The organism is Pseudomonas sp. LBUM1644 (assembly GCF_059716195.1).
Map to the genome: position 1 here is coordinate 6,222,579 of NZ_CP166812.1, position 20,665 is coordinate 6,243,243.

Below are 20,665 nucleotides of genomic sequence, written 5' to 3' on the forward strand. Positions count from 1 at the left end.
CATGCTCGAAGTCATTAACGACTTCCTCTCAGGGAAAGTACTGATCGTGCTCATTGTCGGGCTCGGTAGCTACTTCACGATCCGCTCGCGTTTCGTACAACTGCGTCACTTCTTCCACATGTTCGCGGTGTTCCGCGACAGCCTCAAAAGCAGCGCCGGTCAACTCAGTTCCTTCCAGGCCCTGATGCTCAGCCTCGCCGGCCGCGTCGGTGCAGGCAACATCGCCGGTGTCGGCATCGCCGTGACGCTCGGCGGGCCAGGTGCGGTGTTCTGGATGTGGGTGACCGCGCTGGTCGGCATGTCCAGCAGCTTTTTCGAATGCTCCCTCGGCCAGCTCTACAAGCGCTGCGATTGCGACGGCACTTTCCGTGGCGGCCCGTCCTATTACATCCAGCACGGCCTGCAGAAACGCTGGTTGGGCATGATCATGGCGTTTCTGTTGTTGGTGACCTTCGGGTTTGCCTTCAACGGCCTGCAATCCCACGCCGTGACGCACTCGCTGAACAACGCATTCGGCCTCGACACCACCTGGACCGGCCTGGCCCTGGCGGTGTTGCTAGGCTTGGTGTTCATCGGTGGCATCAAGCGCATCGCCAAGGTTGCCGACCTGCTGGTGCCGGTGAAAACCCTGGTCTACATCGGCGTAACGATTTACGTGATCGTGCTGCAATTCGATCACGTTCCAGCGATGCTGATGACCATCGTCAAAAGTGCTTTCGGTCTGGACCAGGCGTTCGGCGGCCTGATCGGCAGCGCCATCGTCATGGGCGTAAAGCGTGGCGTGTTCGCCAACGAAGCAGGTCTGGGCAGTGCGCCGAACGTGGCCGCTGTGGCATCGGTCGAGCACCCGGTGGCGCAAGGCGTGGTCCAGGCGTTCAGCGTGTTTCTCGACACCTTCGTGATCTGCACCTGCACCGCGTTGCTGATTCTGCTGTCCGGCTTCTACACCCCTGGCTTCGAAGGCGATGGCATTGCCCTGACCCAGAACTCGCTGGCCGCTGTGGTCGGTGACTGGGGCCGGATGTTCATCTCCGTGGCACTGGCGTTGTTCGTGTTCACCTCGATCCTCTACAACTACTACCTGGGCGAGAGCAACCTGCGCTTTTTGATCGGTGAAAACCGCAAGGCGCTGATCGGCTACCGCGCACTGGTGCTGGTGTTGATCTTCTGGGGCGCCATCGAGAACCTCGGCACAGTGTTCGCCTTCGCCGACATCACCATGACGATGCTGGCGTTCGTGAACCTGATCGCGCTGTTCCTGCTGTTCAAGGTCGGCATGCGCATCCTGCGTGACTACGATGACCAGCGCGCTGCCGGGATCAAGACGCCAGTGTTCGATTCGAGCAAGTTCCCGGATCTGGACCTGGACCTGAAAGCCTGGCCAGCCAACCCGCCAGCCGCCGTCAAGGCAGAAGCTGAGCCGCAAGGCATACCCGCAGCGCAACGCTGATCGGTTAAAGTGCGAAATCCCATGTGGGAGCGAGCCCGCTCGCGAATGCGGACTGACATCCAACATTGATGTCGACTGACACGCCGCTCTCGCGAGCAGGCTCACTCCCACAGGAAGTCATCGTTCTCGGAGAGCCTCCATGAATTCCTCGACCTACCCTGCCGCCCAACACGTCATGGTGCTCTACACAGGTGGCACCATTGGTATGCAAGCCAGCGCCCATGGCCTGGCGCCGGCGTCCGGTTTCGAAGCGCGGATGCGCGAGTACCTGCACAACCAGCCCGAACTGGTGGTGCCGCAATGGCGCTTTCGCGAGATGTCACCGCTGATCGACAGCGCCAACATGACCCCGGCGTACTGGCAGCAACTGCGCGAAGCAGTGGTCGACGCAGTAGATGTGCAAGGCTGCGACAGCGTGCTGATCCTGCACGGCACCGACACCTTGGCCTACAGTGCGGCGGCCATGAGCTTTCAACTACTCGGCCTGCATGCCCGCGTGGTGTTCACCGGTTCAATGTTGCCGGCCGGCGTGACCGACAGCGACGCCTGGGAAAACCTCAGTGGCGCGCTGGTCGCCCTCGGCCATGGCCTGGCGCCGGGCGTTCATCTGTACTTCCACGGCGAACTGCTGGACCCGACCCGTTGCGCGAAGGTGCGCAGTTTCGGTCGTCATCCGTTTGCCCGATTGCAACGTCAGGGCGGTGGCGTGAAGGCGACTTCGCTGCCGGCAGAACTGAATTACAACCAGAACAAGCAACGGGCGAAAGTCGCTGTGCTGCCGTTGTTTCCCGGGATTGGTGCCGAGCAGCTTGATGCGTTGCTGAACAGCGGCATTCAGGGCTTGGTGCTGGAGTGCTACGGCAGCGGCACCGGACCGAGTGATAACCCCGAGTTTCTCGCCAGCCTGGAACGGGCGCGGGACAAAGGGGTTGTGGTGGTGGCGGTCACGCAGTGCCATGAAGGTGGCGTCGAGCTGGATGTTTACGAGGCGGGCAGCCGCTTGCGTGGCGCCGGTGTGCTTTCGGGTGGTGGCATGACCCGTGAAGCGGCGTTCGGCAAGTTGCATGGGTTGCTTGGGGCGGGACTTGAAGTGGATGAGGTTCGGCGGCTTGTCGAGCTGGATCTATGTGGGGAGCTGTCTTAAATACACTCCGACGCTGCAGCGCGCTCAAGTTTCTCCCGATCTTTTCCAGAACTTGAGCCGCGTCACTTTCACCAGATGTTTGCCGCCAGTCCCCAGTCAATTAAAACGCCCAACATACAACCTTACAAATGCAACTTATTTTTAACTCCCGCGACCAAGTCTAGTTAGTTATATTGCTCGGGCAGGAAGCAATCAAACTTAATCAAAGGAGTTACAACTATGAGCATTAAAACCAAAGACTGGAGCGCACAAATCGACCGTATGCCAGGCGCCGCTTCTTTCCGCACCTTTGGCACCGTAACCGTCGCGCACACAGGCATTACGCCAACACTGGTGATGACTGCGATGCAGGACAAGTCTTTTGATCTGCGACTGGAATTGAAACTTGAAAAGTCCGATGACATTTCGCTGCAGGTCGAAACAGAGAAGTACGTTGAATATAAGACCCTGGGTAATTCCAATGTATCCGGCGTCAGCATCTTCTTTGAGGGCGAGTTACTGCACCACATTGATGACGTGCTAATTACTAACTAAAAGTTAACAACTAAAATATTTAAGGGTGCCCCGTCAGACACGCCATGTGCCTGACGGGGCACTTCTTCATCCAGCGATAACTTGGTCGCGCAGCAAACTCGCCAGATTTTCGGCCTCAATCGGGCGACTGATCAAGTAGCCCTGCACTTCATCGCAGCGTTCGGCTTTCAAAAATTCTAGCTGCTCCGGCCGTTCCACGCCCTCGGCCACCACTTTCAACGACAGACCGTGAGCCATGGCAATAATCGCCCGCGTAATCGCCGCGTCTTCTGTGCCCTGTCCTAACCCGCGAATAAACGCCTGATCGATCTTCACGTAATCCACAGGAATGCGCTTGAGGTAACTGAGGGACGAATAGCCGGTGCCGAAATCATCGATCGCCAGTTTCACGCCCAGATCGCGCAACTGCTGGAAGGTCGCGATGATGTGCTCGACGCTGTCCAGCAATTGGCTCTCGGTGAGTTCCAGTTCCAGGTAGTGCGGCGCCAGCCCGGTTTCTTCCAGCACCTGGCGCACCAGGCTGACCAGTTTGCCCTGACGCAACTGATGCACCGACAGGTTGACCGACACCCGAATCGGTTCCAGCCCTTGCCGCTGCCACTCGCAGGCTTGCCAGCAGGCCTGACGCAGCACGAACTCGCCAATCGGGCCGATCAGCCCGGTTTCTTCGGCCAGGCCGATGAAATCCCCCGGCGGCACGCGGCCCATGGTCGGGTGATCCCAGCGCACCAGTGCCTCTGCGGCGTTCAATTTGCCCGAGGCGAGGCATAACTTCGGCTGGTAGAACACCTTCAATTGTTTTTCTTCGATGGCTTTACGTAGCTGGTTTTCCAGCTGCAAGCGCTCCAGCGTGCTGGCCTGAAGGCTGTCGGTGTAGAACTGGAAATTGTTGCCGCCCAGGTGTTTGGCATGCTGCATGGCCATGTTCGACTGGCTGACCAACGCGGAAATCTCCCTGGCGTTGTCTGGCAGCATGCTGATGCCCATGGAGGCGCTGACCACCAATTCATGACCGTCGATGGTCACCGGTACGCGTAACTTGGTCGACAAACGTGTCGCCACCCGCGCAAGGCTCGAGAGGCTGCCGTAGGCGTTGAAGAGCACCGCGAATTCGTCACCGGACAACCGCGCGATGGTGTCCGCCTCAGGCAACGCGTTGACCAGCCGCCGAGCCATCTTCTGCAGCAGTTGGTCAGCGATTTCATGGCCAAGGCTATCGTTGAGCAATTTGAATCGATCCAGATTGATGTGCAGCAGCGCCAGATTGCGGTGAGTGCCTTGCCGCACCCGCTGGTGAGCTTCGCTGAGTCGTTCACGGAACAGGGAACGGTTGGCCAGGCCAGTGAGTTCGTCGTAATGAGTCAGATAACGCATGCGTTCTTCGGATTCGCGCCGAGCCGACAGATCGGCGAAGAAGCCGACGATATGACTCACATTTCCCCGGGCATCGCGTACTGCATTCAGATGCAGCCATTGCGGGTACAACTCGCCGTTTTTGCGGGTTTCGACCAACTCGCCCTGCCAGCTGCCGTGCTGTTCCAACGCCTGGTGAATCGCGCCGTAGTGGCGACGGGCATCGCGACTGCATGGCAACTCCACGACATTGCGCCCGATCATGTCGTCGATGTCGTAGCCGGTGACACGGCTGAAGGCCTGATTGATTGCGATCAGTGTGTAATTCGGGTCAAAAATCACGATGCCTTCACTGGCCGCCTCGAACACGGTCGCCGCCAGTTGCCGCTGCTCTTCAAGGCCCTTGCTGACGCTAATGTCGCGACGAGTGCCGACCATGCGGATCACCCGGCCGGATTCGCTGCGCTCTACCGCTCGCCCGCGATCCTCGATCCAGACCCAGTGGCCGTCACCGTGGCGCACGCGGTATTCGATCTGGTAATCCTCGCTGCGGCCCTTCAAATGCTCGACCAGTGCACGTTTGAGTGACGGCAGGTCATCAGGGTGCAGCCGTGGCTTGAGGTGACGCAGCATCGCCGTCACATGTTCCGGTGCCAGGCCGAACAACTCTTGAAGCTGTGTGTGATGGACTTCGTCGGTTTGCAGGTTCCAGTCCCACAACCCCAACTCACTGGCCTTCAACGCCATCGCCAGGCGCGCTTCACTCTTGCTCAGGGCCTGGTTTGCCGCATCCAGCTCCAGGCTGCGTTGAACCACGCGGCTTTCCAGCCCGGTCTGAATTTCACGCAATTCGTCTTCGGCACGACGGCGCTGCTCGATTTCCCTGGCCAGTTCGAGATTGAGCTGGTCGCTGCGGCTTTGAGCCTGCTGCAAATGCTCGATCAACGCCTCGTTCTGGAAGCGTCGCAACAGCCCACGATCGATCAGTCGATTGACCTGCCAGGCGACCACGCTCAGCGCGCCGAGCAAAATCAGGCCGAACCAGCCCCAGCCCTGCTCCTGCTCATCACCGCCCCAGAACAGATACCCGATGGCCGGTAACAGGCAGGGCAAGGTAAAGGACAGGAACGCCGGCAGACTGACTGCGTAAGCGACACTGGCCGATAGCGCGGCGGCACCGATCAAACCAAAGACCCAGGCTTGCTGGATAAAGTTGTCAGCAGGCACCAGCGCAATGCCCGCACTGGCCAGTGTCAGGCCGGTCATCGCCGAACCCAGTAAAAACATGCGCCACCAGATGGGATGCGCCTGCCGGTTGGGAATGGCCGAATCGAAGGCCGCCACTTGAATGACCCGCAACGCCACCAGCGATAACAGCCACACCAGCCAGAAGCTGACCAGGAAGTAACGTTGCGGGCTCCAGAGCAACCCGGCGCAGACCAGACCATTAATCAGCATGAAGAGCGTGGGCAGCAGCGAGCCCTGATAAAGCAGACGCGTGCGTTCGACCGCCATTTCCATGGCGTACTGTTTCCGGATAACCCGGGGCTCCACAGTGGGGCCCGACAGGTCGGAGCTGAGGGTCATAGGCAATGTTCTTGTTCTTATAATGATGAGCATGAGCCCGAAACGTCGAAGGAGCATACACAAGCAAGTGGCCGGACCAAACTGCTCTGGATCATAAAACAGACAAAAATATTCACCGTTCACAGGGGTGTAAAAGCACCCAAGCGCGCCCCGTCAACGCTTCCAGCAGGTGACTGACCGGTCGTCCTGCGCCTATCTTTCATCGGTTGAAGCAATGCAGGGTTTGCCCGGTGTGACGTGGCCCCCTAGAATGCCCCGATGCGCGATGATCTCTCCCTTCTGCTGAACTCCCTCAACGATGCCCAACGCCAGGCCGTAGCTGCCTCCGTGGGTCGTCAGTTGGTCCTGGCCGGTGCTGGTTCCGGTAAAACCCGAGTGCTGGTGCACCGTATCGCCTGGTTGATCCAGGTCGAAAACGCCTCGCCTCACTCAATCCTGTCGGTGACCTTCACCAACAAGGCCGCTGCCGAGATGCGTCATCGCATCGAGCAGCTCATGGGTATCAACCCGGCCGGCATGTGGGTCGGCACCTTCCACGGCCTGGCGCACCGCTTGCTGCGGGCGCACTGGCAGGAAGCAGGCCTGAGCCAGACATTCCAGATTCTCGACAGCGACGACCAGCAACGGCTGGTCAAGCGGGTGATCCGCGAACTGGGGCTGGACGAACAGCGCTGGCCGGCCCGCCAGGCCCAGTGGTTCATCAACGGACAGAAAGACGAAGGCCTGCGTCCAAAACACATTCAAGCCAGCGGCGACCTGTTCCTGGCGACCATGCGCAGCATTTATGAAGCGTATGAGGCCGCGTGCCTGCGCGCCGGTGTCATCGACTTCTCCGAGCTGCTGCTGCGCGCCCTCGACCTGTGGCGCGACCATCCGGGCCTACTCGCCCACTACCAGAAGCGTTTCCGCCATATTCTGGTGGACGAGTTCCAGGACACCAACGCCGTGCAGTACGCCTGGTTGCGCCTGCTAGCCAAGGGCGGCGACAGCCTGATGGTGGTCGGCGACGACGATCAGTCAATCTATGGCTGGCGCGGCGCGAAAATCGAGAACATTTATCAGTACTCCGACGACTTCCCGGATGCCGAGACCATTCGCCTGGAGCAAAACTACCGCTCCACCGCCGGGATCCTCAAGGCTGCCAATGCCCTGATCGCGAACAACACCGGGCGCATGGGCAAAGAGCTGTGGACCGATGGCGGTGAAGGCGAAGCGATCAATCTGTACGCGGCCTTCAACGAGCACGACGAGGCACGCTACGTTGTCGAAACCATCGAAAGCGCGCTGAAAACCGGCCTTGCTCGTAGCGATATCGCGATTTTGTACCGCTCGAACGCCCAATCGCGCGTTCTGGAAGAAGCGCTGTTGCGTGAGCGCATTCCGTACCGAATCTATGGCGGCCAGCGCTTCTTCGAGCGGGCTGAAATCAAGAACGCCATGGCTTACCTTCGCTTGCTGGAAGGCCGTGGCAACGATGCGGCGCTGGAGCGCGTAATCAACGTTCCGGCCCGTGGCATCGGCGAGAAAACCGTCGAAGCGATTCGCGACCACGCGCGCCACAGCGATGTGTCGATGTGGGAAGCCATGCGCCTGCTGGTAGCCAACAAAGGCCTGACCGGTCGTGCCGCCGGTGCCCTTGGCGCGTTTATCGAGCTGATCGAAAACCTGGCCGCCAAATGCATGGAAATGCCATTGCACTTGATGACCCAGACCGTCATCGAGCAGTCAGGCCTGATCGCTTATCACGAAGCTGAAAAAGGCGAGAAAGGCCAGGCACGGGTAGAAAACCTTGAGGAACTGGTCAGCGCCGCGCGCAACTTCGAAAACACTGAAGAAGACGAGGACCTGACGCCATTGGCGGCGTTCCTCGGTCATGCGTCGCTGGAGGCCGGGGATACCCAGGCCGACGAGCACGAAGACAGCATTCAGTTGATGACCTTGCACAGCGCCAAAGGCCTGGAATTCCCTTACGTCTTTCTGGTGGGCATGGAAGAAGGTCTGTTCCCCCATAAGATGAGCCTGGAAGAACCGGGTCGTCTCGAGGAAGAGCGCCGTCTGGCCTACGTGGGCATTACCCGGGCGATGCAGAACCTGGTGATGACCTATGCTGAAACCCGACGCCTGTACGGCAGCGAGACCTACAACAAGGTGTCGCGTTTCGTACGTGAGGTGCCGAAAGGCCTGATCCAGGAAGTGCGTCTGTCCAACAGTGTCAGCCGTCCGTTCGGCGGCGGCCAGCAGCAGAGCTCCAGCAGTCTGTTTGGCGGCAGCGAGATTCCGGATACCGGTTTCAGTCTTGGCCAGACCGTGCGGCATTCGGTGTTCGGTGACGGCGTGATCCTGAACTTCGAAGGCGCCGGGGCCCAGGCTCGGGTGCAGGTGAACTTTAGTGAAGGCAGCAAATGGCTGATGCTCGGCTATGCGAAGCTGGAAGCGATCTAACGGCTGAAAAGATCGCAGGCTTCGCCAGCTCCTACATAGAATTCCCGTGCATCTGTAGGAGCTGCCGAAGGATGCGATCGTTTTATACCGCTACCCCTTCAGCTCAGATGGAAGGCAATACTCAATGGGCTCAGGCTTCTTTTCTTCCTGGACATTCTGGGCCCTGTTATCGGCGGCCTTCGCGGCCATGACCGCCATTTTCGCGAAAATCGGCATTGAAAACGTCAATTCGGACTTCGCGACTCTGCTGCGCACCGTGGTGGTTTTGGTCAGCCTGGCCTTGATTTTGTACGCGACGGGCCAATATCAGTAATTAGGATCGACTCTGCCTCATGCTGGCGCTGCGACGCTAGGCATCCCTCCTACAGAACTTATCCACTGATCCTACAGCCCAAAGTTAACAGGCCTTATTGCGCTGATTGAAGCTGAACACAACCTGTCAGGCAAAAGCCCGAAACACTCTGCCGCTAGCCAGTATCACTTCAGCTGTGCAACATGGCGCGCGTGCCATCCACAAATGGGAATTCCCTTTATGAAACGTTTTCTTAGCATCGCCATGGCGTTGTGCATCGGCCTGACGATGAGCCTCGACGCCAACGCCAAGCGCTTTGGTGGCGGCAAAAGTGTCGGCGCCGCGCCGACCCACCAGACCAGCCAAATGGCTCCTTCTTCTCCAGGCATGGGTGGCGCTGCGGCGACCGCTGGTGCAGCCGGTGCCGCTGGCGCTGCGGCCAAGGCCGGCGGTGCTTCGCGCTGGCTCGGCCCTCTGGCCGGTATCGCGGCTGGTGGCCTGCTGGCCTCCATGTTCATGGGCGGCGGATTCCAGGGCATGCAGATATTCGACATCCTGATCATGGCCGTCATTGCCTTCCTGGTCTTCCGCTTCATCGCAGCGCGTCGTCGCAAGCAGCAGGAGCATATGGCTCCGGCAGGTCACGCGCCGATGCAGCGTGAAGTGTTTGAGCAGAAGCCTGCTGGCGGTTCGATCTTCGGTGGCTCTGCTGCACCGGTTGCCGCTCGTCCGGTCATCAATGCGCCGGCCTGGTTCAATGAGAAGAACTTCATTGAAGCGGCCCGTAACCACTTCCAGTCCCTGCAACAGCATTGGGACGCCAACGAAATGGACAAGATCGCCGAGTTCGTAACCCCGCAAATGCTGGAGTTCCTCAAGCGCGAACGTGCCGATCTGGGCGACGGCTTCCAGTCGACCTACATCGATAACCTTCAGGTTCAACTGGACGGCGTTGATGACCGTGCGGACAAGACCATCGCTACCCTGACGTTCAGCGGCGTGTCGAAGACTTCACGTTTCGACCAGGGCGAAATCTTCAGCGAAAGCTGGAACATGGAACGTCCACAGGGCGAGAACCAGCCTTGGCTGGTTGCCGGTATCCGCCAGAACGGCTGATCCCTCCTGCGTTAAGCATGCTGTAATGAAAACCCCGGCTTGCCGGGGTTTTCTATTTCGCGGTTGCATCTATAGCGAGCTACTGTATAAACCGCCCCAACTAAACCGCGCCATCAGCAAGAGGATCCCGGACGTGGAAGAAATCATCGAACAACTGCGTGAAGCCAACGAACCGGTACCGGTCCCCTTGGAGTTGCCTGACGAAGATCAGATCGTGGAAATCGAAGAACAGCTGTTCATCGACATTCCGTTTGTCTTCAGAGAATTTTTGCTGACCGTCAGCGATGTGGTCTACGGCAGCCTGGAGCCAGTGACTGTCACTGACCCACAATCCCACACCTACCTGCCGGACGTTGCCGCTAACGCTTGGGATGCCGGTGTTGATCGCAGCATGATCCCGATTTGCCAGGACGGCGACGACTACTACCTGGTCGAAGAAGACGGCACCGTGGTGCTGTGGCAGGCCGAGGAAGAGCTGATTGCTGAAGAAACCTGGGAGTCGGTATGGCACTGGGCGCGGGACGTCTGGCTGGAAAGCTGACGCCGACGTTGTAGCAGCTGGCGCAGCCTGCGTCCGGCTGCGCAGCAGTCGTAAACTCTGCTGACCCGGTTGACCTGAAACACCTCGCTGACTGATTTTACGACTGCTTCGCAGCCGGACGCAGGCTGCGCCAGCTGCTACAGGTCTGAGTTCAATGTCCGGACGATTCCTTGTGGTTGTCCAGGGTTTCAAGCAAGGCCACTTGCATGCGCGTATGCACGCGGATGAACCAGCGCCAGAGCAGCGCCGCCACGCCGGCCGCGACCACGGCGATGAGCATCAGCAATTTGTTGGTCGGTAGAATACTGGCCGACAACGCTGCCAGCAGCAGGAAAATCACCAGCAGCGAGAGGATCGGGATGACTTCAGCGATGACCCGCCGCACTCGCTGTGTGTGGCGGCCAGCCATATCTGGCTTCACGCCCATTTCCGCCAGCAGCATCGACAGCGCCTTGAGCTTGCGATAGGCGGCGATCAGGAATGGCAGCGACACCAGCAGCGCCCCACCCCAGATCAACGCTTTCTGCCAGCTCGGATCGCTGATCCAGTCTTGCAAATACGCAGACATGCGCTCGGCGAAAAACGCGCTTGAAAAGAAGATGGCAATCACCAGCGCCAGATTGACCCCCACCTGTAGCAGAATCCGCCGAATCATCGACGCCAGCAGCGCACCCTCGCCCTGGGGCTGAATGCTGCGCAGCCATTCGCCGTACATCCCCAATACCCGCCCCAGACGCTTCGGCATCACGGAGGCCAGTTTGATTGACAGCGGGTCGGCGGCACGAATCAGGTAGGGCGTCAGCAGCGTGGTGATCACCGAGACGGCCACGGCGACCGGGTACAGGAAGTTGCTGGTGACCTGCAGCGTCATGCCCAGCGCGGCGATGATGAAGGAGAATTCGCCAATCTGCGAAAGGCCCATCCCCACGCGCAGTGAGGTGCGTCCGTCATTGCCAGCTATAAAGGCCCCAAGTCCGCAGGAAAGCATCTTGCCAAGCACCACGGCCACGGTGATCACCGCGATTGGCCAGGCGTATTGCAGCAGGATCATCGGATCGAGCATCAGTCCAATGGCGACGAAGAAGATTGCACTGAACAGGTCACGAACCGGCTCGATCAGGCGTTCAATTTTCAGCAACTGTCGGGATTCAGCCATGATCGCGCCAATCAGGAACGCGCCGAGCACCATGCTGTATTCGAGCTTGACCACCAGCAGACAGAAACCAAAACACAGGCCTAGCACGGTAATCAGCAGCATTTCATTACTTTCAAACTTCGCCACGTAGGCCAGCAAGCGCGGCACGAGCAGGATGCCGATCACCAGCGCGACGATCATGAACAGCGAAAGCTTGCCGACTGTCGAAAACACTTCGCCGGAACTGACCGTACCGCTGACAGCAATGCTCGACAGCAAGGCGATGATGCCGATGCCCAGAATGTCCTCGACGATCAGCACACCGAAGATCAACTGCGCAAAGCGCTCGTTCTTCATCTTCAGGTCGTTGAGTGCCTTGACGATAATGGTGGTGGAGGAAATCGCCAGGATCGCGCCGAGGAACAGCGAGTCCATGGTGTTCCAGTCAAACCAGCGACCGATTTCGTAACCGATCCAGATCATCAGCACGATTTCCAGAAACGCCGCGATAAACGCCGTGGCGCCTACCTTGAACAGCTTGCGCAGGCTGAACTCCAGGCCCAGGCAGAACATCAGGAAAATCACCCCGAGCTCGGCCAGGGTCCTGATGGTTTCTTCGTCGTGGATCAAGCCGAAGGGTGGCGTATGCGGCCCGATGATAAAGCCGGCAACGATATAGCCCAGGACCACGGGCTGCTTGAAGCGGTGAAAGAGCACGGTCACTACACCTGCGACCAACATGATCACTGCCAGGTCCTGAATAAAACTGATGGCATGCATGGTGTAGGGCTCCTTAAAGTGGGCTTTCGGAGGGTAACATCGCGACTTCCGGCAAAAAGCCGGTGCAATATATGGAAACAGATAGATCAACGCGTGACGGCAGCCGCCTGCCCGGCGTCCCGATAACTGTTGGTTTGAAAAAGCTGACGAGGCACCCGCAGAGGTGCGCCCCTGAAATCCTGCCTTGAACCGTGAGAACGCTATGGAACCCGGAAATGCCCAGCTGTCGATGACAGTACTGATGACCCCCGACATGGCCAACTTCTCTGGCAATGTTCACGGCGGGACCCTGCTCAAGTACCTCGACGAAGTGGCCTACGCCTGCGCCAGCCGTTATGCCGGCCGCTATGTGGTGACCCTGTCAGTGGACCAGGTGATTTTCCGTGAGCCGATTCATGTCGGCGAACTGGTGACCTTCCTGGCCTCGGTCAACTACACCGGTAACACCTCGATGGAGGTGGGCATCAAAGTGGTGACCGAAAACATTCGGGAGCGCTCGGTGCGCCACACCAATAGCTGTTTCTTCACCATGGTTGCGGTGGATGACGACCGCAAACCGGCCCCGGTGCCGCCTCTGCAACCGCAGAACAGTGAAGACAAACGCCGTTTCATGCAGGCCCAGCAGCGTCGGCAGATTCGTCAGGAACTGGAAAAGCGTTATCAGGAAATCAAGGGCGACGCCTAAAGCAAAAGATCGCAGCCTGCGGCAGCTCCTACCCCGATCTCTGTAGGAGCTGCCGCAGGCTGCGATCTTTTCGCCACGACTCGGTTACAAACTGATCGGCGTCGCCTCGAACCGCACCCGCGGATGCGCAATCCGGTCCTGCGCCCGCACCAGTTCCAGCTCATAACTGGCGCAAGCCTGAGTCTCCAACAGCACTTCATGCACCGCCGACGCAGCGAACTCGAAAGCCGCCACCAGGCTATCGCCCAACAGCACACGTGCCAGGAACAGCCCAGACGTCAGATCGCCAACGCCTACCGGCTGACGCGGAAACGCCAACAGCGGGCGGCGCAGATGCCAGCTCGCCTCGGCCGTCACCAGCAACATCTCAAAGACGTCCGCCGGTTTGCCGGGATAGGCCAGGTGCTTGACCAGTACGGCCTTCGGACCGCGTGCCAGCAGTGCTCGCGCCATGGCCAGGCAGTCGAACAGCGATTGCGGCTTACGCCCCGAAAAACTGTCCAGCTCCAGCTGGTTCGGGCACATGAAATCCGCCACGGCAGACGCTTCTTCCAACAGGAAATCACTGACTTCTGCCGGCACGCTGCAGCCCTTTTCCGGATGCCCCATTACCGGATCGCACAGATACAGCGCTTTGGGATTCATCGACTTGATCCGGGCCACGCCCGTCAGGATCGCCCGACCTTGGGCCGCACTGCCAAGGTAGCCCGACAACACGGCGTCGCAGTTACCCAACTCACCAATCGCCGCGATGCCTTCGATCAACTCGGGGATCTGCTGCGGAGACAGCACTTCACCGGTCCACTGGCCGTATTGGGTGTGGTTGGAGAATTGCACGGTGTTGAGCGGCCAGACATTCACCCCGACCCGCTGTATCGGGAAAACCGCGGCGCTGTTGCCAGCGTGGCCGAACACCACGTGGGACTGAATGGCGAGCAGATGGGGCGTACGTTTCATGCGGTGAGTTTTCCGTAAAACGATTGAAATTCTAGCCGCGCAGTATGCGACGAAAAGCAGCCTGTACGACAGACCGGCGACGCAGTTAAGCTGACACTATCTTGTTGGAGCACCCTGTTGATGTTGACCCTCGGAAATATCTTCGTGCTGATGCTGCTCGCCACTGGTGGCGCGTGGCTTTGGCACAACCATGGCTTGCGCGAGCGCGCGCTGGAGCGGGTCAAGCAGCATTGCAGCAAGCTCGAGATCGAGTTGCTGGACGGCAACGTGGCGCTGAAGAAAATCGCCTTCATCAAAGACGCCAACGGTCGACGGCGGCTGGCCCGTGTGTATAACTTCGAATTTACCGTGACCGGTGAAACCCGCCACACCGGGACTATCACCCAGTTTGGTGCCCACAGCGCACAGATCGAACTGGCGCCCTACCCGGTGCCATTCGACGACACTCCGGCGGTGGTCGATGTGGTGAAGCCGCGCGCAGAGGTGATCGAGTTGAGTCAGTGGCGGCAAGAACACACCAAGTGGCGTCCGTGAATCAAAAGATCGCAGCCTTCGGCAGCTCCTACAGGTTACTCATTGTAGGAGCTGCCGCAGGCTGCGATCTTTTGATCTTTAACTTCGGCAGGCACCCAGATTTTTTTGCAGCAAATCAACATCCTGCGGCTCACTGAAAATCAGCTCGATCCGCGAATCCTGGCGCCATTCGCTGACTCGCCATTCCAGCGCCGAGTTATCCAACGCATTTGCCGAAACCCAACCACCAGTGCTGTGGATAACCATCTTCGCCCGCCGCCAGCCAAGGCTTTCAAGCCAATGCCCAATGAGCGCCGTATCGAATTTCTGGCCCGGATGCCAGCGCCAGCCAATGCTCCAACCGCCTTCCTGACTCTGGCTCAAGCAAATCGGCAATGCTGGATCAGTCCAGATGGCGGGCATCTGCCCTAACCCTTGGGGTGCGATGAAGTTATCCACACCTGCCACTGCCTGGACTTGAAGGCCCGGCAACTCGCTCAAAGGCAATTTGGCCTGCTGCGTCCAGTACAACCGTCGCGATGGCAACTGATCGACAATTCGTTGCCGATCACCTTCGTCGAGATCTTCAGACTTGTTAAGCAACAACAATCCAGCGCTGCCCAATACCCCCTGTTGCGGCTCGGGCAGTGCTTTGCCGGCAGCAAGGGCTTGGGCATCCAGCACCAGGACGCAGGGCTGCACCGCCAACACGCCTGCCCATGGAGCTTCACTTAATTGCCTGAGCAACTGCGCCGGATGACCTAACCCGGAGGGTTCGATGAACAATCTATCCGGCCGCGCCTTACGCAATAGACGCCCGAGCCCGATCTGAAACGGCGCACCATTCACGCAACACAAACAGCCCCCGGCCACTTCACCCAGTGCGATACCATCGTCATCCTGGGTCAGTAGCGCTGCATCGAGGCCGATCTGCCCGAACTCATTGATTAACACCGCCCAGCGCTCGCCAATCGGCCGCTGTATCAGCAGGTTCTTGATCAGACTGGTCTTGCCAGCGCCCAAAGGGCCAGCAATGACGTGAGTAGGAATGTTCTGCAACATGGTCGGCGTTTTCTGAGGAGGTAAAAAATGCGATTGATGGGATTGTCGCTGCTTCTGGCGCTCGTTTCGGGTCAAGCGCTGGCTCAGGCGTGTGTGGTACATAGCACGGCTGAGCGACTCGACGTGAAAGTCTGCCAGCAGAACCGCAACATCCCGGAGAAACTGTTCGCCGATGGTTTCTGCCAGCCGAACCTTCCCGGGCAGAAGGTCGATGTGCAGTACTTCGACCAATGCCCCGCCGGCGCATTCGGTGTGTGCAGCAACGCTCAAGTCGCCAATATGCCTTACCGGCAGGATATTCACTATTACGGCGTAGCCACGGATGCAGCGTATTTAAAGCCGTTTTGCGAAGCCCAGAGCCAAGGCACCTGGCTCAAGCCTTGAATGGCACGGGTTGCGGCGAACGGTGGATCAGGCCGCCGACTCTTCAAACCAAGGGCCAAACGGATCTGACAGCAACCGCCAACCCTCGACTCCCAGCGTCATTTCATCATTGTTCAACAGGCAATCATCGAGTTCTGCGGTGAGTCGGGTGAAGTCGATGTTCTGCCCGATGAACACCAGTTCCTGCCGGCAATCGCCCGTGCTGGCGTCCCAGTTTTCCATGATCCCGGCGGTGCTTTCTTCATCCTGCGGCCACTGGGTGTTCGGCACGAAACGCCACCAACGTCCGGCGAAACCGTGGCGCATCAAACCGCCTGCCTGGGACCAGCTTCCTGCATCCGTGTGCTTGCTTGCCAGCCAGAAAAACCCTTTGGAGCGCAGCAATCTACCGTTCACCCATGGGCGGTCGATGAGGTTGAAAAAGCGCTCTGGATGAAACGGTCGACGGGCTCGGTAGGCCATCGAAGCGATGCCGTACTCCTCAGTTTCCGCCACGTGATCGCCGCGCAATTCCTTTAGCCATCCTGGCGCCTGGGCAGCCTTTTCGAAGTCGAAGCGGCCGGTATTGAGGATCTTTTCGAGCGGGATTTCGCCCATGACCATCGGAATGATTTCAGCTTGAGAGTTGAGTCGTTCAAGGATCGCAATAAGCTCCTGTCGCTCGCTGCTGCTGATCAAGTCGATTTTGCTGATCAGGATCACGTCGGCAAATTCGATTTGGTCGATCAGCAGATCGGTGATTGAACGTTCGTCTTCTTCGCCCAAGGATTCACCCCGGGAGGCGAGGCTGTCGGCGGCCTGATAGTCGAGCAGAAAGTTGATGCCATCGACCACGGTGACCAGGGTGTCGAGCCTGGCGATGTCGGCCAGGCTTTGCCCTTCCTCATCGCGGAAAGTGAAGGTCTCCGCCACGGGCAGCGGTTCGGAGATACCCGTCGATTCAATCAATAGGTAATCGAAGCGACCCTCCTTGGCCAGCTTGCTGACTTCCTCGAGCAGGTCTTCGCGCAAGGTGCAGCAGATGCAGCCGTTGCTCATCTCGACGAGTTTTTCTTCCGCGCGATTCAAGCTGACGTCGCGCTGGACTTCGCTGCCATCGATGTTGATCTCGCTCATATCGTTGACGATCACAGCGACCCGCAAGTTTTCGCGATTACGCAGCACGTAGTTGAGCAACGTGCTTTTTCCGGCGCCGAGAAAACCGGACAAGACAGTTACCGGGAGGCGATTGGACATCAGGAAATCCTCATGGAAAGTACGCGGTCATGAAAAAAAGGTGCGGTCGAGTTGTGCGTTATAACATAACATTAAAACCGACTACCACGAGGGCCCCTTCCATGAATGCGCTGACTCTGCCTGATATCGCCGCGCAGGCTTCACGCCTAGCCCTGCCACTTGAGTGGGTGGGCATGTGCGGAATAGCGTCGCCTGTTTTATTCGATGGCCAAAGAATGAGCGCAAAAGTCGACGCCGGCGTGAGTGTCGACGACGGAGACGCGCGCGGTATTCATATGTCGCGGCTGTACTTGGCGTTGGAAATTATTGCGCAGGAAAACCTGACGCCCATGCTTCTACGGCGAGTCCTGCAGAGTTTTCTAAAAACGCATGAAGGGCTCTCAAACCATGCTTACTTAAAAATTCACGTCGATTTCCTGCTTAAAAGGTCAGCATTAGTGAATCCATTGGCTGGCTGGAAAGCCTATCCGGTGAGCATCGAAGCGTGGATAAAAAACGCGATGTTCCACGTGGAACTAAAAATCGACGTTCCTTATTCCTCTACATGCCCCTGTTCAGCGGCGCTTTCGCGGCAGCTAATTCAGCAGCAGTTCATCAACGACTTCGCAAATACCCCGCTGCAACACGCCGATGTGTTGGCGTGGCTCGGTTCAACAAAAGGCATCGTCGCGACACCTCACAGCCAACGCAGCCATGCTCGATTAAGCCTCCAACTCAATGACGCCCTGGATGACTTTCCACTAATCGCAATCATCAACGACGCCGAAGCCGTCCTCGGTACGGCGGTACAAACAGCCGTTAAACGCGCCGACGAACAGGCCTTCGCCTTGGCCAATGGTCAGAACTTGATGTTCTGCGAGGACGCTGCACGACGGTTGAACCGGACCCTGAAACAATCCTCCGACATCAGCGCGTTCCATATACGAGTCGTTCACTCAGAAAGCCTCCATGCCCACGATGCCGTCGCCGAGAGCCAATGGAACTGGGAGGCCGCATGATCCGTTGCAAAGCCTTGCGCTGGGGTGCACCCGGCCAACCGCTTACACCGGCCGTTGATTTCGAATTGCCCGAGGGCAGTCTGACCGCTGTCGTCGGTGCCAACGGTTCGGGGAAAAGCAGCTTGCTGAAGGTCATCGCCGGGCTACAAAAACCGCTGGCTGGAAAAATCCTGCTCGAAGTCCAACGCAAGGGATCTATCTCCTTCCTTCCCCAGCAGCAACACCTGGACCGGCAGTTCCCCATCAGCCTTCAAGAGTTGGTCGCCGCTGGTTTCTGGGGCAACAAGCAATCTACAGAGAGACGCAACGAACGCCTCCAAGCCGTACTGGAAGACTGGCGTCTGGCCGGTTTGGAACAGCGCCCCTTGATGGCGCTATCCGGCGGAGAGTTACAACGAGCCCTACTCGCCCGCCTGAGTCTCGCCGAAGCACCTCTACTCTTGCTCGACGAGCCCCACGCTGCGCTTGATGAGTCGGGTCAGGCATTGCTTTGGAAACACATTCATACCTGGCACGCCGAAGGCCGCACGCTGGTTGTCGTGTGCCATGACTTGTCTGCCGTCCGCCAACACATTCCTCGAACACTGCTTATCAAAAGCACAGGATGCATGCTCGGAGCGAGCGTTGATTTGATCCATCAACAACCGCAAACGCAGGTGGCCTGATGATCGCTGCAACTCATCTTTGGCTACCGTTCCACGAGTTCGTGTTTATGCGCCGAGCCCTGCTCGGAGGCCTGGTCCTGGCGTGCAGCACTGCACCACTGGGTGTGTTTTTGATCCTGCGGCGTATGAGTCTGATTGGTGATGCAGTGGCTCACGGCATCTTGCCCGGCGCAGCGTTAGGCTTCTGGTTTGCCGGTTTGAGCCTCCCCGCACTGACCCTTGGTGGACTTGGGGCAGGCCTGAGCATGGCCGGGCTCGCTGCCTGGATCACCCGTCGAACCGGCCTGCGCGAAGATGCGAGTCTCGCCGCGATTTATCCGATCTCTCTTGCCGGTGGCGTATTGATCCTCGGTATCGCCGGCAAACGCCTGGACCTGTTGCACCTGTTGTTCGGTTCGGCATTGGCGGTCGATGGCCCCACATTGACCGGCATGCTGTGGGTTTCAGGGTTCAGCCTGATCGCCATGGCACTCATCTACAAACCTCTGTTGCTCGACACCCTCGACCCGCTCTTCCTGCAGACAGTCAGCCGGCTCGGCCCATTGGCACACGGTGTTTTCCTGACCTTGGTGGTGCTGAACCTGGTGATCGGTTTCCAGGCCATCGGCGCGTTGATGGTGGTCGGTTTGATGATGTTGCCTGCCGCCGCCTCGCGCTTCTGGAGTCGTCGACTACCGGTATTGATCGCCATCGCCGCGCTGCTCGGCTGCCTCTCGGTGTCGATAGGTTTGCTGCTGTCGTTCTACTACTCGCTGCCCAGTGGCCCGGCCATCGTGCTAGTCGCAGGGGGTTTGTATCTGTTGTCCGTGGTGTTCGGACCGGTGCACGGCTTACTGCGCCGCCCGCCTTTGCTCACATCCCAATGAGGTGATTCCCGATGCGCGCTTTACTCGTGCTGTTCAGTTTGATGCTGTCGATGTCGCTGTCCGCCGCGGAAAAACTTCAAGTAGTCACCAGCTTCAGCATCCTCTCTGACATGACCCATCAAGTCGGAGGCGACCACATTCAGATCACTAACATGGTCGGCCCCGACGCCGATGCCCACACCTACGAGCCGACGCCGGACGATGCCAAGGCATTACTGAAGGCCAAGCTGATCATCAAAAACGGGTTAGGTTTTGAGCCGTGGCTGGACCGCCTGGTCACCAGCACGGAGACCAAAGCAGCGCTCATCAGCGCGAGCCACGGTGTCATCCCGCGCTCCCTGGATGAAGACGGCGAGACCGTGCCCGACCCTCACGCCTGGCACAATCTGGCGAACACTGAGCTCTACATCAGCAACATCACCAAGGCGCTGATCGCCGCAGACCCGGCGAACAAAACCGACTACGAACGCAACAGCCAGACCTACTTGAAGCAGATCTACGCCCTGCTCGCCGAAGCCAAGGCCAAGCTCGGTTCACTGCCACCCGGCAACCGCAAGATCGTGACGTCGCATGATGCGTTCGGTTATCTAGGTCAGGCTTACGGAATCGATTTCATGGCGCCTCAAGGGCTGTCGACTGAGCGTGAACCATCGGCCGCCGAAGTGGCCGCGCTGATCACGCAGATTCGTCAAGCCAACGTCAAAGCGGTCTTCATGGAAAACATCAAGGATGCGCGCCTGCTTAAACAGATCGCCGACGAAAGCGGCGCGCAGATCGGCGGTACGTTGTACTCCGATGCGCTGGCCGCCACCGGTCCGGCCAGCACCTTCGTCGGATTGTTCGAGTACAACCTCAACACCCTGTATGACGCCTTGAACAAGCCATGATCGACAAGGACAAAGGTGCGGCAAAATGAACCCTGTCG

General features: G+C 58.6%; 18 protein-coding genes and 1 pseudogene. 14 read left to right on the forward strand and 5 right to left on the reverse strand.

The window, feature by feature from the left end; all coding sequences use genetic code 11:
- The first annotated feature begins 1 nt into the window (after nt 1).
- From ACA052_RS28625 to ACA052_RS28635, 3 genes are all read left to right on the forward strand, one after another.
- On the forward strand, nt 2-1,450 hold the full coding sequence (locus ACA052_RS28625) for an alanine/glycine:cation symporter family protein (protein ID WP_497647792.1): 1,449 nt from the start codon (nt 2-4) through the stop codon (nt 1,448-1,450).
- A gap of 139 nt (nt 1,451-1,589) precedes the next feature.
- Entirely contained in the window at nt 1,590-2,594 is a 1,005-nt protein-coding gene (locus ACA052_RS28630; RefSeq protein WP_497647793.1) for an asparaginase, read from the forward strand.
- Between the two features lie 219 nt (nt 2,595-2,813).
- A complete protein-coding gene (locus tag ACA052_RS28635) occupies nt 2,814-3,128 on the forward strand; it encodes a hypothetical protein (protein ID WP_497647794.1) in 315 nt (104 codons plus the stop codon).
- A 66-nt stretch (nt 3,129-3,194) separates the two neighbouring features.
- Here the strand turns inward: ACA052_RS28635 and ACA052_RS28640 are convergent, their stop codons facing one another.
- The gene (locus tag ACA052_RS28640; protein WP_497647795.1) at nt 3,195-6,068 is read right to left on the reverse strand and encodes an EAL domain-containing protein; all 2,874 of its coding nucleotides are present in this window, start codon (nt 6,066-6,068) and stop codon (nt 3,195-3,197) included.
- Between the two features lie 258 nt (nt 6,069-6,326).
- On the opposite strand from ACA052_RS28640, the gene uvrD reads away from it, so the two are divergent.
- The 4 genes and pseudogenes from uvrD (at nt 6,327) to ACA052_RS28660 (ending at nt 10,459) form a co-directional block, all read left to right on the forward strand.
- On the forward strand, nt 6,327-8,510 hold the full coding sequence (gene uvrD, locus ACA052_RS28645) for a DNA helicase II (protein ID WP_497647796.1): 2,184 nt from the start codon (nt 6,327-6,329) through the stop codon (nt 8,508-8,510).
- Between the two features lie 124 nt (nt 8,511-8,634).
- Nucleotides 8,635-8,820, forward strand: a pseudogene (locus ACA052_RS28650) (DMT family transporter); the annotation flags it as partial.
- 222 nt (nt 8,821-9,042) lie between these two features.
- On the forward strand, nt 9,043-9,918 hold the full coding sequence (locus ACA052_RS28655) for a Tim44 domain-containing protein (protein WP_497647797.1): 876 nt from the start codon (nt 9,043-9,045) through the stop codon (nt 9,916-9,918).
- A gap of 133 nt (nt 9,919-10,051) precedes the next feature.
- Nucleotides 10,052-10,459 carry an SMI1/KNR4 family protein gene (locus ACA052_RS28660; RefSeq protein WP_007943369.1) on the forward strand — a complete coding sequence of 136 codons (408 nt, stop codon included), beginning with the start codon at nt 10,052-10,054 and terminating at the stop codon, nt 10,457-10,459.
- Nucleotides 10,460-10,610: 151 nt separating this feature from the next.
- Here the strand turns inward: ACA052_RS28660 and ACA052_RS28665 are convergent, their stop codons facing one another.
- Entirely contained in the window at nt 10,611-12,374 is a 1,764-nt protein-coding gene (locus ACA052_RS28665; protein ID WP_497647798.1) for a cation:proton antiporter, read from the reverse strand.
- Nucleotides 12,375-12,576: 202 nt separating this feature from the next.
- On the opposite strand from ACA052_RS28665, the gene ACA052_RS28670 reads away from it, so the two are divergent.
- Nucleotides 12,577-13,059 (forward strand): acyl-CoA thioesterase, encoded by a 483-nt coding sequence (locus ACA052_RS28670; RefSeq protein ID WP_497647799.1) that lies wholly within the window; start codon nt 12,577-12,579, stop codon nt 13,057-13,059.
- An 84-nt stretch (nt 13,060-13,143) separates the two neighbouring features.
- On the opposite strand, the gene pdxY is transcribed toward ACA052_RS28670, so the two are convergent.
- Nucleotides 13,144-14,016, reverse strand: coding sequence for a pyridoxal kinase PdxY (gene pdxY, locus ACA052_RS28675; RefSeq protein WP_497647800.1), 873 nt, complete (start codon nt 14,014-14,016; stop codon nt 13,144-13,146).
- A 120-nt stretch (nt 14,017-14,136) separates the two neighbouring features.
- Between pdxY and ACA052_RS28680 the strand changes: the two genes are divergently transcribed.
- A complete protein-coding gene (locus ACA052_RS28680; protein ID WP_497647801.1) occupies nt 14,137-14,550 on the forward strand; it encodes a DUF3301 domain-containing protein in 414 nt (137 codons plus the stop codon).
- Nucleotides 14,551-14,628: 78 nt separating this feature from the next.
- Here ACA052_RS28680 and ACA052_RS28685 read toward each other — a convergent pair whose 3' ends face one another.
- A complete protein-coding gene (locus ACA052_RS28685; RefSeq protein ID WP_497647802.1) occupies nt 14,629-15,591 on the reverse strand; it encodes a CobW family GTP-binding protein in 963 nt (320 codons plus the stop codon).
- A gap of 27 nt (nt 15,592-15,618) precedes the next feature.
- Here ACA052_RS28685 and ACA052_RS28690 point away from each other — a divergent pair, with 27 nt between their 5' ends.
- The gene (locus ACA052_RS28690; protein ID WP_497647803.1) at nt 15,619-15,975 is read left to right on the forward strand and encodes an NADH:ubiquinone oxidoreductase; all 357 of its coding nucleotides are present in this window, start codon (nt 15,619-15,621) and stop codon (nt 15,973-15,975) included.
- Nucleotides 15,976-16,002: 27 nt separating this feature from the next.
- Here ACA052_RS28690 and zigA read toward each other — a convergent pair whose 3' ends face one another.
- Nucleotides 16,003-17,211 carry a zinc metallochaperone GTPase ZigA gene (gene zigA / locus ACA052_RS28695; protein ID WP_497647804.1) on the reverse strand — a complete coding sequence of 403 codons (1,209 nt, stop codon included), beginning with the start codon at nt 17,209-17,211 and terminating at the stop codon, nt 16,003-16,005.
- 101 nt (nt 17,212-17,312) lie between these two features.
- Here zigA and folE2 point away from each other — a divergent pair, with 101 nt between their 5' ends.
- Genes folE2 through ACA052_RS28715 form a run of 4 tightly spaced genes read left to right on the forward strand, consistent with a single transcriptional unit; the run spans nt 17,313 to nt 20,627 of the window.
- Complete coding sequence (folE2, locus tag ACA052_RS28700) at nt 17,313-18,209, forward strand: GTP cyclohydrolase FolE2 (protein WP_497647805.1); 897 nt, start codon at nt 17,313-17,315, stop codon at nt 18,207-18,209.
- Nucleotides 18,206-18,874 carry a metal ABC transporter ATP-binding protein gene (locus ACA052_RS28705; protein ID WP_497647806.1) on the forward strand — a complete coding sequence of 223 codons (669 nt, stop codon included), beginning with the start codon at nt 18,206-18,208 and terminating at the stop codon, nt 18,872-18,874. The genes folE2 and ACA052_RS28705 overlap by 4 nt, the downstream gene beginning before the upstream one ends.
- Nucleotides 18,874-19,740 (forward strand): metal ABC transporter permease, encoded by an 867-nt coding sequence (locus ACA052_RS28710; protein WP_497647807.1) that lies wholly within the window; start codon nt 18,874-18,876, stop codon nt 19,738-19,740. Before ACA052_RS28705 ends, ACA052_RS28710 begins: the two co-directional genes overlap by 1 nt.
- Nucleotides 19,741-19,751: 11 nt before the next feature.
- The gene (locus ACA052_RS28715; protein ID WP_497647808.1) at nt 19,752-20,627 is read left to right on the forward strand and encodes a metal ABC transporter substrate-binding protein; all 876 of its coding nucleotides are present in this window, start codon (nt 19,752-19,754) and stop codon (nt 20,625-20,627) included.
- Nucleotides 20,628-20,665: the final 38 nt, after the last annotated feature.

What these genes read in the sequence shown, in the direction of transcription:
- ACA052_RS28625 (WP_497647792.1), top strand. Translation starts at nt 2, where the DNA reads ATGCTCGAAGTCATTAACGACTTCCTCTCAGGGAAAGTACTGATCGTG.
- ACA052_RS28630 (WP_497647793.1), top strand. Translation starts at nt 1,590, where the DNA reads ATGAATTCCTCGACCTACCCTGCCGCCCAACACGTCATGGTGCTCTAC.
- ACA052_RS28635 (WP_497647794.1), top strand. Translation starts at nt 2,814, where the DNA reads ATGAGCATTAAAACCAAAGACTGGAGCGCACAAATCGACCGTATGCCA.
- ACA052_RS28640 (WP_497647795.1), bottom strand. Translation starts at nt 6,068, where the DNA reads ATGACCCTCAGCTCCGACCTGTCGGGCCCCACTGTGGAGCCCCGGGTT.
- uvrD (WP_497647796.1), top strand. Translation starts at nt 6,327, where the DNA reads ATGCGCGATGATCTCTCCCTTCTGCTGAACTCCCTCAACGATGCCCAA.
- ACA052_RS28655 (WP_497647797.1), top strand. Translation starts at nt 9,043, where the DNA reads ATGAAACGTTTTCTTAGCATCGCCATGGCGTTGTGCATCGGCCTGACG.
- ACA052_RS28665 (WP_497647798.1), bottom strand. Translation starts at nt 12,374, where the DNA reads ATGCATGCCATCAGTTTTATTCAGGACCTGGCAGTGATCATGTTGGTC.
- ACA052_RS28670 (WP_497647799.1), top strand. Translation starts at nt 12,577, where the DNA reads ATGGAACCCGGAAATGCCCAGCTGTCGATGACAGTACTGATGACCCCC.
- pdxY (WP_497647800.1), bottom strand. Translation starts at nt 14,016, where the DNA reads ATGAAACGTACGCCCCATCTGCTCGCCATTCAGTCCCACGTGGTGTTC.
- ACA052_RS28680 (WP_497647801.1), top strand. Translation starts at nt 14,137, where the DNA reads ATGTTGACCCTCGGAAATATCTTCGTGCTGATGCTGCTCGCCACTGGT.
- ACA052_RS28685 (WP_497647802.1), bottom strand. Translation starts at nt 15,591, where the DNA reads ATGTTGCAGAACATTCCTACTCACGTCATTGCTGGCCCTTTGGGCGCT.
- ACA052_RS28690 (WP_497647803.1), top strand. Translation starts at nt 15,619, where the DNA reads ATGCGATTGATGGGATTGTCGCTGCTTCTGGCGCTCGTTTCGGGTCAA.
- zigA (WP_497647804.1), bottom strand. Translation starts at nt 17,211, where the DNA reads ATGTCCAATCGCCTCCCGGTAACTGTCTTGTCCGGTTTTCTCGGCGCC.
- folE2 (WP_497647805.1), top strand. Translation starts at nt 17,313, where the DNA reads ATGAATGCGCTGACTCTGCCTGATATCGCCGCGCAGGCTTCACGCCTA.
- ACA052_RS28705 (WP_497647806.1), top strand. Translation starts at nt 18,206, where the DNA reads ATGATCCGTTGCAAAGCCTTGCGCTGGGGTGCACCCGGCCAACCGCTT.
- ACA052_RS28710 (WP_497647807.1), top strand. Translation starts at nt 18,874, where the DNA reads ATGATCGCTGCAACTCATCTTTGGCTACCGTTCCACGAGTTCGTGTTT.
- ACA052_RS28715 (WP_497647808.1), top strand. Translation starts at nt 19,752, where the DNA reads ATGCGCGCTTTACTCGTGCTGTTCAGTTTGATGCTGTCGATGTCGCTG.